Source organism: Pseudomonas sp. NFX71, assembly GCF_048079215.1.
Taxonomy (GTDB): domain Bacteria; phylum Pseudomonadota; class Gammaproteobacteria; order Pseudomonadales; family Pseudomonadaceae; genus Aquipseudomonas; species Aquipseudomonas fluorescens_B.
In genome coordinates this window covers 2198660-2211922 of the sequence record NZ_CP182230.1, presented here as the reverse complement: position 1 = coordinate 2211922, position 13263 = coordinate 2198660, and the positions used below count along the sequence as shown (strand labels likewise).

At 61.0% G+C, this 13263-nt stretch carries 11 protein-coding genes; 7 read left to right on the top strand and 4 right to left on the bottom strand.

The window, feature by feature from the left end:
* Nucleotides 1–276: 276 nt before the first annotated feature.
* The 4 genes from ACM1ZW_RS10235 to ACM1ZW_RS10220 form a co-directional block, all read right to left on the bottom strand.
* Nucleotides 277–489: a hypothetical protein gene (locus ACM1ZW_RS10235; protein ID WP_017335946.1), complete on the bottom strand. Its 213-nt coding sequence runs from the start codon at nt 487–489 to the stop codon at nt 277–279.
* A 244-nt stretch (nt 490–733) separates the two neighbouring features.
* Entirely contained in the window at nt 734–1840 is a 1107-nt protein-coding gene (gene aguA / locus ACM1ZW_RS10230) for an agmatine deiminase (RefSeq protein ID WP_416740485.1), read from the bottom strand.
* Nucleotides 1841–1844: 4 nt separating this feature from the next.
* Nucleotides 1845–2723, bottom strand: coding sequence for an N-carbamoylputrescine amidase (gene aguB, locus ACM1ZW_RS10225; RefSeq protein WP_017335944.1), 879 nt, complete (start codon nt 2721–2723; stop codon nt 1845–1847).
* 211 nt (nt 2724–2934) lie between these two features.
* The gene (locus ACM1ZW_RS10220; protein ID WP_416740484.1) at nt 2935–5847 is read right to left on the bottom strand and encodes an aminotransferase; all 2913 of its coding nucleotides are present in this window, start codon (nt 5845–5847) and stop codon (nt 2935–2937) included.
* A gap of 176 nt (nt 5848–6023) precedes the next feature.
* On the opposite strand from ACM1ZW_RS10220, the gene rfbB reads away from it, so the two are divergent.
* Genes rfbB through ACM1ZW_RS10185 form a run of 7 tightly spaced genes read left to right on the top strand, consistent with a single transcriptional unit; the run spans nt 6024 to nt 13109 of the window.
* On the top strand, nt 6024–7106 hold the full coding sequence (gene rfbB, locus ACM1ZW_RS10215) for a dTDP-glucose 4,6-dehydratase (protein WP_017335942.1): 1083 nt from the start codon (nt 6024–6026) through the stop codon (nt 7104–7106).
* A complete protein-coding gene (rfbA, locus tag ACM1ZW_RS10210; protein ID WP_017335941.1) occupies nt 7103–7978 on the top strand; it encodes a glucose-1-phosphate thymidylyltransferase RfbA in 876 nt (291 codons plus the stop codon). The genes rfbB and rfbA overlap by 4 nt, the downstream gene beginning before the upstream one ends.
* Nucleotides 7975–8520, top strand: coding sequence for a dTDP-4-dehydrorhamnose 3,5-epimerase (gene rfbC / locus ACM1ZW_RS10205; RefSeq protein ID WP_414883304.1), 546 nt, complete (start codon nt 7975–7977; stop codon nt 8518–8520). The genes rfbA and rfbC overlap by 4 nt, the downstream gene beginning before the upstream one ends.
* Nucleotides 8517–9386, top strand: coding sequence for a dTDP-4-dehydrorhamnose reductase (gene rfbD / locus ACM1ZW_RS10200; RefSeq protein ID WP_416740483.1), 870 nt, complete (start codon nt 8517–8519; stop codon nt 9384–9386). The genes rfbC and rfbD overlap by 4 nt, the downstream gene beginning before the upstream one ends.
* 36 nt (nt 9387–9422) lie before the next feature.
* Nucleotides 9423–11231, top strand: coding sequence for a sensor histidine kinase (locus ACM1ZW_RS10195; RefSeq protein WP_031318232.1), 1809 nt, complete (start codon nt 9423–9425; stop codon nt 11229–11231).
* On the top strand, nt 11228–12613 hold the full coding sequence (locus ACM1ZW_RS10190) for a sigma-54-dependent transcriptional regulator (protein WP_017335937.1): 1386 nt from the start codon (nt 11228–11230) through the stop codon (nt 12611–12613). The genes ACM1ZW_RS10195 and ACM1ZW_RS10190 overlap by 4 nt, the downstream gene beginning before the upstream one ends.
* Nucleotides 12614–12653: 40 nt before the next feature.
* Nucleotides 12654–13109, top strand: a complete 456-nt coding sequence (locus ACM1ZW_RS10185) for a thioesterase domain-containing protein (protein WP_017335936.1) — start codon at nt 12654–12656, stop codon at nt 13107–13109.
* Nucleotides 13110–13263 lie beyond the last annotated feature (154 nt).

Sequence of the window (13263 nt, the reverse complement as noted above, 5' to 3'; positions counted from 1 at the left end):
CAGATTAGTCCTCCTTCTATTTCTGAAAAACGTCGGAATAGCTTTCAAACTGTTTCAGGAATCGGTCGAATACCGCCCTCGTTCTGTCACTACCAAGACACGAATTGGAGACCGGGCAAACCCAATGACCCGCTCTTACCGCGTCTAAACACTGCGGGCCTGGTGTGAGCCGCAGCTATCGTGTTCGAGTCGCACTGTAGTGATCACACAACCATCGCCCATAAAAAAAGCGCCACCTTCCCGGCAGCGCTTTTATCAATCCGTTGTTGTTCTTTTTTATCCTTCCATCACATCCCACAACGCATCCAGCTCCGCTTCGCTGAATAAACCAGCGGGGTAGCGCTCGATCATCATCCGGCGCGGATCAGGTTCCCTGATCTGACGCGTTCCATTGGACTTCAACCAGTGCGCCAGGATCTGGAGCGATTCGCTGTTTACTGCCAGGGGATGCAGTGTCCGCTCGCTCACTACGTTCATTTCGGCGTTCATTTCCGCGCTCTCTCCTGGTTTGTGAGCGGCTAACTTATCCAAGGTTTATGACAGAACATCGAAGTTCTCCCCTCCCTGTTTCTCGTCAGGAGAGATACAAGAGCTGTGCCAATGTGTCAGGACAGTCGACCAGCGGATACAAAAAAGCCCGCAGTCCTGACGGGCTGCGGGCTTCTTGCAAGGTGCCGAAGTAAAACCGTTGCCTGAGTGATTTCTCAATCAACTCAGGCTGTTACAACGGCACTCACTCCTTGTGCGGCGCAGGCTGCTGTTGGGTAAGGCAGTGGATATTACCGCCGCCCAGTAACAGTTCGCGGCCCGGGACCATGACCACTTCATGCTGCGGGAACAGGCTCTGCAAAATCTCTTTGGCCGGGCCGTCCAGCGGATCGTCGAAGCTCGGCGCGATGATGCCGCCGTTGACGATGAGGAAGTTCACATAGGAACCGGCCAGACGAACGGTCGGATTGCGTTCCTGGGTCCCGTCTACCGGGTCCACACCGGCGCATTCTTCTTCGGTCGCATACAGCGGCCCAGGAATCGGCATCTTGTGCACCGTGAATGGGCGACCCTTGGCGTCGGTGCTGCTTTCGAGCACTTTCATCGCCGCCTGGCAGCGCGGGTAGTTCGGGTCTTGCGGGTCGTCGGTCCAGGCCAGCAACACTTCGCCCGGACGCACGTAGCAGCAGAAGTTATCCACATGGCCGTCGGTTTCATCGTTGAACAAACCGTCCGGCAGCCAGATGATTTTATCCACAGCCAGGTTCGCGCTGAGCACCGCTTCGATTTCTGCACGGTTCAAGTGCGGGTTGCGATTGCGGTTAAGCAGGCATTCTTCAGTAGTGATCAGCGTGCCTTCACCATCAACGTGGATCGAACCGCCTTCGAGCACAAAGCCCTCGGTGCGATAACGCGGGCTGCGTTCAATCTCGAGGATCTTGCCGCCGACCTGCGAATCACGGTTCCACGGCGAATACAGCCCACCGTCAAAACCGCCCCATGCGTTGAAGCCCCAGTTCACGCCACGGACTTCACCGCGGTTATTGATGACAAATGTCGGGCCGGTGTCGCGGACCCAGGCGTCGTCGCTGGACATCTCGACCACACGAATATTCGGCACGTCCAGACGCGCCCGAGCGTTTTCGTATTGACCGGCGGACACCGCCACGGTGACCGGTTCGAAACGCGCGATGGCCTTGGCCACCGCCACATGCGCGGCTTGCGCCGGTTTGCCGCCCAGGCGCCAGTTGTCCGGACGCTCGGGCCAGATCATCCAGGTCTGGGTTTGTGGCGCCCACTCGGCGGGCATGTAGAAGCCGTCGGCGCGCGGGGTGCTGTTTAAAGTGGTCATGCAGTCAGGACTCCAGGGAACCGTCGAGGGTTTTGAGCGCATTGTATAGGTTCGGGCGACGATCACGGAACGAGCCCCACGCGCTGCGAATGTGCTCCAGCTCGTCGAGGTCGAAGCTGTGAACCAGCACGCCTTCTTCGGTTTTATCGAGTTCCTGGACCTTCTCGCCGAACTGGTTGGCGATAAACGACGAGCCGTAGAAGGTGATGTCGTACCCGTCCTGCTCCTCGTTGCCGATACGGTTGCTGGCGATCAACGGCATCAGGTTGGCGCCGGCATGGCCCTGCTGCACACGCTGCCAGTGATCGCGGGACGAGATGGTCTTGTCGTGCGGCTCGCTGCCGATGGCGGTCGGGTAGAACAGGATCTCCGCACCCAGCAACGCCATGCTGCGGGCGCACTCGGGGAACCACTGATCCCAGCAGATGCCCACGCCGATTTTCGCGTAACGGGTGTTCCACACTTTGAAACCGGTGTCGCCCGGGTTGAAGTAGTACTTCTCGTGGTAGCCAGGGCCGTCCGGGATATGGCTTTTACGATAAATCCCGAGGTTGCTGCCGTCGGCATCAATGATCGCGATGCTGTTGAAACGCGCACGGCCGGCCCGTTCGTAGAAGCTGATCGGCAGCACCACTTGCAGTTCCCTGGCGATTTTCTGGAAATGCTTGATGGCGACGTTCTCTTCCACCGTTGTGGCCAGTTGCAGGTAATCCGGATTGGGCTTCTGGCAAAAGTACGGCGCCTCGAACAGTTCCTGGATCAGGATGATCTGCGCGCCTTTGGCCGCAGCCTCACGGACCAGCCTTTCAGCGGTTTCGAGGTTGGCTTCAAGGTCCCAGGAACAGGCCATCTGGGTGGCGGCGACGGTAACGATACGGCTCATGAATCATCTCCGGGCAAGTGCTGTGGGTCGAGTTTCCCATCGACCGATGACAGAAAGGGAAGTGGCGGGCGTGATGAGGCACGCCGCGGCAATGGCGACTTTATAGCCGATAAAAATCGGCTTTAAAAGCGATTAATCTTCCTTCCGTCGAAAACAACAGCACTTAAACCAGATAATAATCGAATTAAGCACTCCCACAGGGGAGATGTATTTACAGCCCCTCCGCGAGCACCTTCGCCAACATATCGACAAAGAAATCCACACTGCGGCGCGAGGTCACCATCGGCGGTTTGATCTTGAGGACGTTCAGATAATCCCCCGTCGGCTGCATGAAGATCCCCAATTCCCGCAGGCGATCACACAACGCCGTGGTTTCTTCGGTCGCCGGTTCCAGGGTCTCGCGGTCGCGGATCAATTCAACGCCCAGATAAAAACCGGACCCGTGCACCGCGCCCACCAGCGGATGAATATCGATCAGCGCTTCCAGACGCTCCTTGAAATACCCGCCCACGACCTGGGCGTTATCCCAGAGTTTTTCCTCTTCCATCACATCCAGAACGGCCATGCCGATCTGGCAACTGACCGGGCTGCCACCCGCCGATGAGAAGAAATAACCTTCGGCTTCCAGCGCCTCGGCGATTTCCCGACGGGTAATCACAGCGCCCAGCGGTTGACCGTTGCCCATGCCCTTGGCCATGGTGATGATGTCCGGCACCACGCCCTGTTCTTCGAAGCCCCAGAAGAAGTGCCCCATGCGCCCGTAACCGACCTGCACTTCGTCGGCGATGCACACGCCGCCCTGGGCGCGAACCATCCCGTAGACCTGTTTCAAATACCCCGGCGGCAGCGAGATGCCGCCGGCATTGCCGTACACCGGCTCGCAAATGAAACCGGCCAGCTGGCGTCCTTGCCCGGCGATTTTCGCCAGGTTGTGCTCGACGCTGCGCACATAATCCGGCGCACTGTCCGGGCCCCGGAATTCACCGCGATAGGTGTTCGGTGCCGTCACCGGGTGCACCCAGTCCGGACGGCTGCTCAAGGCCTTGGGGTTGTCGGCAATCGACGTCGAGACCGCGTCCGCGCCCACTGTCCAGCCGTGATAAGCCTCCAGCACGCTGACAATGTCGCGACCGCCGCTGTAGGCCCATGCCAGACGGATCGCCAGGTCATTGGCCTCGCTGCCGCTGTTGACCAGGAACACCCGGTCCATGCCATCCGGAGACAACCTCAGCAAACGCTCGGAAAATTCGGCAACCGCCGCGTAATTGAAGCGCGAGTTGGTATTGAGCAGCGACCACTGGCGGCTGGCCACTGCGGCCATGCGTGGATGACCATGACCGAGCACCGCGACGTTGTTGAGCATGTCGAGGTAGGAGCGGCCCTGCATGTCGATCAAATGGTTGCGCCAGCCACGTTCGATGCGTGGCGGGTCGACGTAATAGTGTTTCTGCGTCCGGGCGAAACTGGCGTCGCGGCGCTCCAGCAAAGTCTGCGAATCAAGCTCAACCTCCGCATCGCAAGCCAACCCCAGCAACACCGCCGGCGATGGACACAACGCTTGCCAGGCCGCCGCACGAGACGGCGTGCAGAACAACGGCGCATCGAACGAAGCGCCTCGGCACAACTGCACCCGCAACGGACCGCTGACCGCGCCCAACACCTGGCCTTTGACCAGCGCCGCGCCGGTGTGCAGCGACGGCGTCACGCCCCACAGCCGCACGCTCAGCTGTGGGCCGTCGAGTTGCAACACACCCGGCGCCGGTTGGTGGACCACGCCGGCAAATGGCGATTCGACCGCGGTGCCATCGGGCACCCGCAACTCGACATGCAGCGGGCACGTGTCCGGTTCGCTGGCACTGTCGGGGCGGGTACGGGACAAACGGTATTGTCCGTAACGGCTTGCGGCCAGACCGTGAGCCGCCGCCGCTTCGCTCAACAGGCGTTGATCGATCCCTTCCTGCTCCCAGTTACCGGCCTCGAAATGCGGGCTGAGTACACCCAGGTCGATCAAGGCAAATTCACGTCCGACCAGGCTCGGCAGCAGTGGCGCAAAGCCTTCACTGCCGATGGCTGGCAGGCTCTGGCCGACAGCGGTGAGGATCGCCGCTTCCATCAACGCCAGCGGCACTGAGGTCGCCACGCGGAAAATCTCCCACTCGTGGGTCAGGTTGTCGCGACTGTATTGGTTACCCGGGTCGATGCTGACCTGCTGTTCGCCGCTGAGCACCAGCACCGCCGCCCGCGCGACGATCAATGGCCATAGGGCCTGCAGTTCTTCGTGTTGCAACGGGTTGACCGCGTGATAAGCCTGAACCGCCGGCAAGATGTAGAACGGATCGCCACCGGCATGGTGCAGCAACGCCGCGCAAGTCACCGACAGGTCGGTGATGCGCCAGGTGCGGACCAGGTCGCCGAAATCGATCACGCCTTGCAGTTGCCACTGGCGTTGCGAATCGCGCTGCCAGACCACGTTGTCATCGGTGATGTCCATGTGGATGGCCTGCACCGGCAACTTGTCCACCAGCGGCTGCAAATGCCGCTCGGCCTCTTCGGTCACTTGCGCGATCAACGCTCGCTGCGCGTCATCCTCGATGACCGGTAGCAAATGCGCGATCAACGCCTTGGCATGGCGCGCGTCCCACTGAAGGGTGCGTTCAAGACCCGCATGGTTGAAATCGGCCAGCGCCTGGTCCATTTCACCGCAGAGCCGGCCGAAACCGGCCACCACGGCCCCAGGCAAATGATCCAGGTGTGTGAGCGACTGGCCCTCGATGTATTCGAGCAGGCGCACATGCACCGGTTGTCCGCCGACTTCAAGTGACAGCAGGTCAGCGCCGTTCTGGGCGGAAATCACTTGCGGCACCGGCACCTTGGAGTGCTCGGCCAGATGCTTGAGCCCCGCATGCTGGGCTTGCAGCTCCAGCGCCGAATAGTCGCCCCGGCAGATTTTCAGGACGAAACGTCCATGCTGGCTGTCAACGCGGTAGTTGAGGTCCTGCTGGCTGCCGAGCGCCTGCAGCTTTCCGCTCAGCCCGTAATGCCCTTCGAGCAGCTCGAGCGCTTGCGCCGCAGAGACCTGCGGGCTGGGCAAACTGGCGCGATGAATCAACGTGGCGAGCGGCATACAACGACCCCTGAAATTTTATTAGTCGCTTATATCGCCACCACGTCGGTCGATAATCAACCCCCGCGCGCCCAACAAAACCCAAATAGCTGTCACAACCCTATTGCACCACCCCTCTCCTGCCGACAAGCTATGCTCATTTGCTTCAATCGTCTTACAGATAAAGGCTGGCCAACATGCGTATTCTCATCACCGGCGGTGCCGGTTTCATTGGCTCTGCCCTGGTTCGTCACTTGATCCGGCATACTGAGCATGAAGTGCTCAACCTGGACAAACTGACCTACGCCGGCAATCTGGAATCGCTGACCAGCATTGCCAACGACACACGCTACGAATTCGTGCAGGCCGATATCGTGGATCAGGCCACCGTCAGCGCGGTACTGGCCCGTTTCCAGCCGCATGCGATCATGCATCTGGCGGCCGAGTCCCATGTCGACCGTTCCATCGACGGTCCGTCGGATTTCATTCAAACCAATATCGTCGGCACGTACAGCCTGCTCGAGGCAACCCGCGCCTACTGGCAGACCCTGGCCGAGCCCGAAAAAAGCGCTTTCCGTTTTCACCACATTTCCACGGACGAGGTGTACGGCGACCTGCATGGCGTCGATGACCTGTTCACGGAAACAACCCCGTACGCGCCAAGTTCACCGTATTCCGCCAGCAAGGCGGCCTCCGACCATCTGGTCCGCGCCTGGCAACGCACCTACGGCCTGCCGGTGTTGCTGACCAACTGCTCGAACAACTACGGGCCGTTCCACTTCCCCGAAAAACTGATCCCGCTGGTGATTCTCAACGCCCTCGCCGGCAAGCCGCTGCCTGTCTACGGTAACGGCCTGCAGGTTCGCGACTGGCTGTTTGTCGAGGATCACGCCCGCGCACTGTTCAAAGTGGTCACCGAAGGCGTGGTCGGCGAGACCTACAACATCGGCGGTCACAACGAGCAGAAGAACATTGATGTAGTGCGTGGCATCTGCGCCCTGCTCGAAGAGCTGGCGCCGAACAAACCTGAAGGCGTCGCGCATTTCGCCGACCTGATCACTTTCGTCCAGGACCGTCCTGGCCATGACCTGCGCTATGCGATCGATGCCAGCAAGATTGAGCGCGAACTCGGCTGGACGCCCGAAGAGACCTTCGAGACCGGCCTGCGCAAAACCGTCCAGTGGTATCTGGAAAACCTGGAGTGGTGCCGCCGAGTTCAGGACGGCAGCTATCAGGGTGAACGACTGGGCGCCATCAATACCAAGGAGTTGATCGCATGATGAAAGGAATTGTGTTGGCCGGGGGCTCGGGCACACGTCTGCACCCGATCACGCTGGGCGTGTCCAAACAGCTGTTGCCGATCTACGACAAACCGATGATCTACTACCCGATCTCGGTCCTGATGCTGGCCGGCATCAAGGAAATCCTGGTGATCTCCACACCGCAGGACCTGCCGCAATATCGCGGCCTGTTGGGGGACGGCAGTCAGTTCGGCGTGCATTTCAGCTATGCCGAACAGCCTTCGCCCGATGGCCTGGCCCAGGCCTTTCTGATTGGTGAGGAATTCATTGGCAAGGATCCGGTGTGCCTGATCCTCGGCGACAACATCTTCCATGGTCAACGCTTTAGCGAGCAATTGATTAACGCCGTCAATCGTCCTTCTGGCGCCACCGTGTTCGGCTACTGGGTCAAAGACCCGGAGCGCTTCGGCGTGATCGATTTCGACGACGAAGGCCGTGCCCTGTCGATCGAAGAAAAGCCGAAAGCCCCGAAATCCAGCTATGCCGTGACCGGCCTGTATTTCTACGACAACGATGTGATCGAGATCGCCAAGGCCGTGAAGCCCTCGCCTCGCGGCGAACTGGAGATCACCGACGTCAACAATGCCTACCTCAAGCGTGGCGATCTGCAGGTCGAGCGCTTCGGCCGCGGATTTGCCTGGCTGGACACCGGCACTCACGACAGCTTGCTCGAAGCGTCCCAGTATGTGCAGACCATCGAGCATCGCCAAGGTTTGAAAGTCGCCTGCCTCGAAGAAATCGCTTACGAAAAAGACTGGATCGACCGCGAGCATTTGCTCGAGCGCGCCAAGTATTTTGGCAAGACCGGTTATGGTCAGTACCTTTACAAACTGGCTGAGGGTGGACAATGAATGTGATTGAAACCGCGTTGCCCGGTGTGTTGATCCTTGAACCCAAGGTCTTCGGCGACGAGCGCGGTTTTTTCTACGAAAGCTTCAATGCCAGGGCCTTCGAAGAGGCGACCGGCCTGAAGAGACAGTTCGTTCAGGACAACCACTCTCGCTCGCAAAAAGGCGTCCTGCGCGGCCTGCACTACCAACTGGAAAACACCCAGGGAAAACTGGTGCGGGTAACGGTTGGCGAAGTGCTCGATGTCGCGGTGGATGTTCGTCGCAGCTCAGCGAATTTCGGCAAATGGGTGGCGGTGCGTCTGACCGCGGAAAACCGTCACCAACTCTGGGTACCGGAAGGTTTTGCCCATGGATTTGTAGTACTGAGCGACGTCGCCGAGTTCCTCTACAAGACCACGGACTACTACAACCCGTCCGCCGAACGTTGCATCCGTTGGGACGACCCGACGCTCGCCATCGATTGGCAACTGGATGAAGCCCCCCAGCTTTCGGCCAAAGACCAACTAGGCAAAACCTTGCAAGAGATCGATCTGTTTCCATGAGAATTCTTATTAGCGGTCAACATGGACAGGTTTCAAGTGAGTTGCAGAAACGCCTGACGGTTTTGGGGGAGTTGGTGGTTCCGGGTCGCGATCAGCTTGACCTGGCGCAACCGGAACAGATCCGCCAGCAGGTGCGGCGTGTTCGTCCCGACCTGATCATCAACGCCGCGGCTTATACGGCGGTCGACAAGGCTGAAAGCGAGAAAGCAGCGGCGTTCTCCGTCAACGCTGAGGCCCCAGGCATTCTGGCGGAAGAAGCGGCGGCGCTGGGCATCCCGCTGATCCACTACTCCACCGATTACGTGTTCGACGGCAGCAAGACTGCGCCTTACAACGAAGCTGACGAACCTCACCCATTGGGCGTTTACGGCAAGAGCAAACTCGCCGGCGAACAGGCGATTACGGCGGTAAAAGGCAAGCACCTGATCTTGCGCACCAGTTGGGTCTATTCGACCCACGGCCGCAACTTCCTGCTGACTATGCAACGTCTTCTGCAGGAAAAACCGGAGCTGCGCATCGTCGCCGACCAGATCGGAGCACCCACCTGGGCCGGCACGATCGCCAACAGCACCCTCGCCCTGATCGAACGCTGGCAGGCCGGCGAGACTGGCGCCTGGGGCACTTATCACCTGACCGCGCAGGGTGAGACCTCGTGGTTCGGTTTCGCCCAGGCCATCGGCGAAGCGCTGCGGGAACAGGGAAAGCCTTGCGCAAACCTGCTGCCGATTACCACCAGCGACTACCCGACACCCGCCAGCCGCCCGCTGAACTCGCGCCTGGATTGCAGTCGCCTGCAGCGCGAATGGGGCGTCAGTCAACCTGACTGGCAAACCGCGCTGCGCGAGTGTCTTGCCGGACAAGCCTAGGCATAATGCGCCTGTACCCACAGGCGCCTGATGCTCATGAACTCGACCCTTCCACGCCGACCCCGCTGGCGCAGCCTGGCTCTGCTTGCGCTGTGCCTCGCGCCATTGCTGTGGCCGCTGGAGCATCTGGCCGAGCGTTATTACCGCAGCGAACTGGCCGGGCAGAACCGTCAGACCCTCGACCTGTACGTCGCCAACCTGCTGGGCACACTGCATCGCTATGAAGTGCTACCGCAGATTCTTGGCGACCTGCCGGCCCTGCGTGCTGACCTGTCTGCACCGGATGATGGCGTCATCCAAGGCAACGCCAACCGGCTGCTGAAAAACATCAGCGCCCAGACCGGCGCCGAAGTCATGTACCTGATGGACACCACGGGCAAGACGCTCGCCGCCTCCAACTGGGACAAACACGACAGTTTCGTCGGGCGCAATTTCGCCTTTCGGCCGTATTTCAGTGAAGCCATGGCCGGGCGTCTGGGGCGCTTCTTCGGCCTGGGCACCACGTCGGCCAAACGCGGCTACTTCTTCGCAGCCGCGGTCCGGGATCGCGAAAAAATCATCGGCGTGCTGGTGGTCAAGGTTGACCTGGACCACACCGAAAGCCTCTGGGGCAAAACCCCGGAACAACTGCTGGTGACTGACCACAACGGCGTGGTCATTCTCACTTCGCGGCCGGAATGGCGTTTTCGCGCGACCCGTCCGTTGAGCGACGCGGAGCGCGAGGCGATCACCGCGATTCAGCCCTACCCGACCCGAGAACCCAAGCCGTTGAACCTTGATCCGGACGCGTGGCTGACCCAGACCCGGCAGATCGATGAAACCGGCTGGAGCGTCAGCATCCTTGCGCCGCGCACCCTGATCGACCGCCCGGTGCGCACGGTGGTCGCCATTGGCGGCGCGACGCTGCTGGTGTTGATGCTGCTGCTCGGCCTGATGATGCAACGCCGCCGCCACTACCTCGATCGAATCGCCTTCGAAGCCAAGGCCCGTCGGGAACTGGAGGGCCGCGTCGCCGAACGCACCAGCGACCTCGAAGGCCTCAACCGTCGGCTGAAACAGGAAGTGCTGGAGCGTGAAAATGCCCAGCAGGAATTGGTGCGCGCCCAGGATGATCTGGTGCAGGCGGGCAAGCTGTCGGCGCTCGGGACCATGTCGGCGAGCATCAGCCACGAACTCAATCAACCGCTGGCGGCGATTCGCAGCTACGCGGAAAACGCCGAAGTGCTGCTTGATCACGAGCGCACCGACGATGCGCGCGGCAACCTCAAGCTGATTAGCGAACTGACCGGGCGCATGGCCTCGATCATCGCGCACCTGCGTGCCTTTGCCCGGCGTGATCGCCACGCCCCGGAAAGCGTTGCGCTGCAACCGGCGCTGGATGACGCGCTGGCGCTGTTGGCCAAGCGCCGGCGGAGCATGGAGGTCGAGTTGATCCGAGATTTGCCGGCCGCCACGCTGTGGGTCGAAGCCGGGGAAACCCGTTTGCGTCAGGTGCTCGGCAACCTGCTGGCCAACGCGCTGGACGCGCTGACGGAAAAAGGCCCGCCGCGTAAACTCTGGTTGAGTGCCCAATCCACCGCCGATGGCGTCATTCTGTACATTCGCGACAACGGCCCTGGCTTTTGCATGGAAGCCCTCGGCCGCGCCAGCGAGCCTTTCTACACCACCAAGACCCGCACGCAGGGCCTGGGCCTGGGGCTGGCGATTTGCGAGACCCTGATGCGCGCCTTCGGGGGTGAACTGTCGTTCGCCAACCACAAGGAAGGCGGTGCCTTGATTACCCTGAAACTGCGCGCAGGCGCACCGGGCGTGAGCCTGCAACCGTCCGAGGACCGAAGTGCATGACCATCGACAACCGCATCCAGGTCGTGTTGATCGACGACGATCCGCATCTGCGCCAAGCCTTGAGCCAGACGCTGGACCTGGCGGGCCTGAAAATCCTGCCGCTCGCCGAAGCCAAGGGCGTGGCCGGGCAACTGGAACGTGACTGGCCGGGAGTAGTGGTCAGCGACATTCGCATGCCGGGCATGGACGGTCTTGAGCTACTGACCGAACTGCACGCGCAAGACCCGGAGCTGCCCGTGCTGCTGATCACCGGTCACGGCGACGTGCCGCTGGCCGTGCAAGCGATGCGCACCGGAGCTTATGACTTTCTGGAAAAACCCTTCGCCAGCGACGCCCTGCTCGACAGCGTGCGCCGTGCATTGGCCTTGCGCCGGCTGGTGCTGGACAACCGCAGTCTGCGTCTGGCCCTGAGCGACCGCAATGAACTGAGCGCAAGACTGGTCGGGCAATCGGCGCCGATGCTGCGTTTGCGCGAACAGATCGGTGCACTGGCCGCGACCAAGGCCGACGTGCTGATCCTCGGCGAAACCGGTGCCGGCAAAGAAGTCGTGGCCAGGGCCCTGCACGATTTGTCGAACCGGCGTAACGGCCCGTTCGTGGCCATTAATGCCGGGGCCCTCGCCGAATCAGTGGTGGAAAGCGAGTTGTTCGGTCATGAACCGGGCGCGTTTACCGGGGCGCAGAAGCGCCGTATCGGCAAGTTCGAATTCGCCAGCGGCGGCACGGTCTTCCTCGATGAAATCGAAAGCATGAGCCTGGACGTGCAGGTGAAGCTGCTGCGCTTGCTGCAAGAGCGGGTGGTCGAGCGTCTGGGGGGCAATCAGCTGATCCCGCTGGACATCCGCATCATCGCCGCGACCAAGGAAGACCTGCGCCAGTCCGCCGATCAGGGACGCTTCCGCGCCGACTTGTATTACCGTCTCAACGTCGCACCGCTGCGGATTCCGCCGCTGCGCGAACGCGGTGAAGACGCGCTGATGCTGTTCCAGCATTTTGCCGATGAAGCCAGCGCTCGCCATGGCTTGCCGCCCCATGAACTGCAACCGGGGCAACGGGCGCTGCTGCTGCGTCACACCTGGCCGGGTAACGTGCGGGAATTGCAGAACGCCGCCGAACGCTTCGCCCTGGGCCTGGAACTGGCACTGGACAACAGCGCGCCGGAGGCTGGAGCGAGCACAACGGTTGAAGCGTTCAGCGGCGGATTGAGCGAACAGGTGGAAAACTTCGAGAAATCGCTGATTGCCGCCGAACTGGCGCGCTCTCACAGCTCGGTCCGCAGCCTCGCCGAAGCCCTCGGCATTCCACGCAAGACCTTGCACGACAAACTGCGCAAGCACGGGCTGAACTTTGCCGACCATCACCCGACCGACGAACTCGATTGAGCGACCGGCAATCCTTACTCCTCAAGCAAAAGGCCTATTCATGAACCGCGACAGTCGTCATCTGGAATCAGTCCTGCACCGCGACATTCCCCTGACGCAGGCCATGGGCGTCAAAGTGCTCGACTGGCATGACCAGCAATTGCGCCTGTACTTGCCGCTGGAAGCCAACGTCAATCACAAGAGCACCATGTTCGGCGGCAGCCTGTATTGCGGCGCGGTGCTGGCGGGCTGGGGCTGGCTGCACTTGCGTCTGCGCGAGGAAGGGATTGAGGACGGGCACATCGTGATCCAGGAAGGGCAGATCAGCTATCCGCTGCCGGTGACCATGGACGCGACGGCGATTTGCCAGGCGCCGAGTGCGGCGGTATGGAAGAAGTTCTTGGCGATGTATGGACGCTATGGGCGGGCGCGGTTGACGTTGCACTCACGGATTGTGAATGCCGATAGCGATGACGATGCAGTAACGTTCACCGGGCAGTACGTCCTTCACCGATAACGACACAACACCTGTGGCGAGGGAGCTTGCTCCCGCCGGGTCGCGGAGCGGCCCCAAGGCCAGCCACCGCGCGATATCATTTAAATCCCGGTGCCTGAATTGCGGCTGCTGCGCAGCCGAGCGGGACGGTGCGGCGTTCCGACAAGCTCCCTCG

Excerpts from the sequence above, each read along its gene's own strand:
- ACM1ZW_RS10235 (WP_017335946.1), bottom strand. The coding sequence starts at position 489 with ATGAACGCCGAAATGAACGTAGTGAGCGAGCGGACACTGCATCCCCTG.
- aguA (WP_416740485.1), bottom strand. The coding sequence starts at position 1,840 with ATGACCACTTTAAACAGCACCCCGCGCGCCGACGGCTTCTACATGCCC.
- aguB (WP_017335944.1), bottom strand. The coding sequence starts at position 2,723 with ATGAGCCGTATCGTTACCGTCGCCGCCACCCAGATGGCCTGTTCCTGG.
- ACM1ZW_RS10220 (WP_416740484.1), bottom strand. The coding sequence starts at position 5,847 with ATGCCGCTCGCCACGTTGATTCATCGCGCCAGTTTGCCCAGCCCGCAG.
- rfbB (WP_017335942.1), top strand. The coding sequence starts at position 6,024 with ATGCGTATTCTCATCACCGGCGGTGCCGGTTTCATTGGCTCTGCCCTG.
- rfbA (WP_017335941.1), top strand. The coding sequence starts at position 7,103 with ATGATGAAAGGAATTGTGTTGGCCGGGGGCTCGGGCACACGTCTGCAC.
- rfbC (WP_414883304.1), top strand. The coding sequence starts at position 7,975 with ATGAATGTGATTGAAACCGCGTTGCCCGGTGTGTTGATCCTTGAACCC.
- rfbD (WP_416740483.1), top strand. The coding sequence starts at position 8,517 with ATGAGAATTCTTATTAGCGGTCAACATGGACAGGTTTCAAGTGAGTTG.
- ACM1ZW_RS10195 (WP_031318232.1), top strand. The coding sequence starts at position 9,423 with ATGAACTCGACCCTTCCACGCCGACCCCGCTGGCGCAGCCTGGCTCTG.
- ACM1ZW_RS10190 (WP_017335937.1), top strand. The coding sequence starts at position 11,228 with ATGACCATCGACAACCGCATCCAGGTCGTGTTGATCGACGACGATCCG.
- ACM1ZW_RS10185 (WP_017335936.1), top strand. The coding sequence starts at position 12,654 with ATGAACCGCGACAGTCGTCATCTGGAATCAGTCCTGCACCGCGACATT.